The following is a 607-nucleotide window of genomic DNA, read 5'->3' as shown; positions in this document are numbered from 1 at the left end:
GCTCGGCGGTCATTATAAAACTGCTGCACTAATTGTGGATTTCGTCTAAACCCCTGTGGTGATGCCACCTCTTCAATAGGATGATTCTCCCAAAGGCCATCCGCGGCGCGAAAGGTGCGAATGCCAGATTCAGCAGAGATGCCGGCTCCTGTTAAAACAACTACCTTAGGCTTTACTCCGGGTAATTTCCTTCTAAATGATTCTCTCTTGCTCTCTCTTTTCATCTCTTATCTCCTTATTTCTTATCTCAGTATTCTCAAGTTCTCAGTCTTTAAATATTAAAATACCCAAATACCCAAATACCCAAATACCCAAATGCTCAGTGACTTCACGCTTCAAAATATTTTTCAATAAATAATTTTTTAATAATTGGTTTTTAATAATTAGTTTTTAATAACTTAATAATAACCCAATAAAAATAGCTCAATCAACAAATAACGAAACTGCCAAGCGGGCAAACAGACAAATAACAATAATTTGATAATAATAACGATAACAAAATATTCGTAATCATTGATAATGACATTCCTTAAAAGAGTGTTAAAATGTCGACATAATTCGTTAAATTTTGATCAGACCTGGCGCTGATCAATTAGCGCTTGATCAA

1 protein-coding gene is annotated in these 607 nt (G+C 35.1%); it reads right to left on the bottom strand.

Annotation, left to right across the window (positions count from 1 at the left end):
* On the bottom strand, positions 1-224 hold a 224-nt coding region (locus tag FK268_RS26020; protein ID WP_497997382.1), incomplete at its 3' end, for a Sir2 family NAD-dependent protein deacetylase.
* Positions 225-607: the final 383 nt, after the last annotated feature.

Origin of the sequence: Tsukamurella sputi (genome assembly GCF_007858445.1) — a bacterium.
GTDB lineage: Bacteria > Actinomycetota > Actinomycetes > Mycobacteriales > Mycobacteriaceae > Tsukamurella > Tsukamurella sputi.
This window is presented reverse-complemented; position numbering and strand designations above follow the sequence as displayed.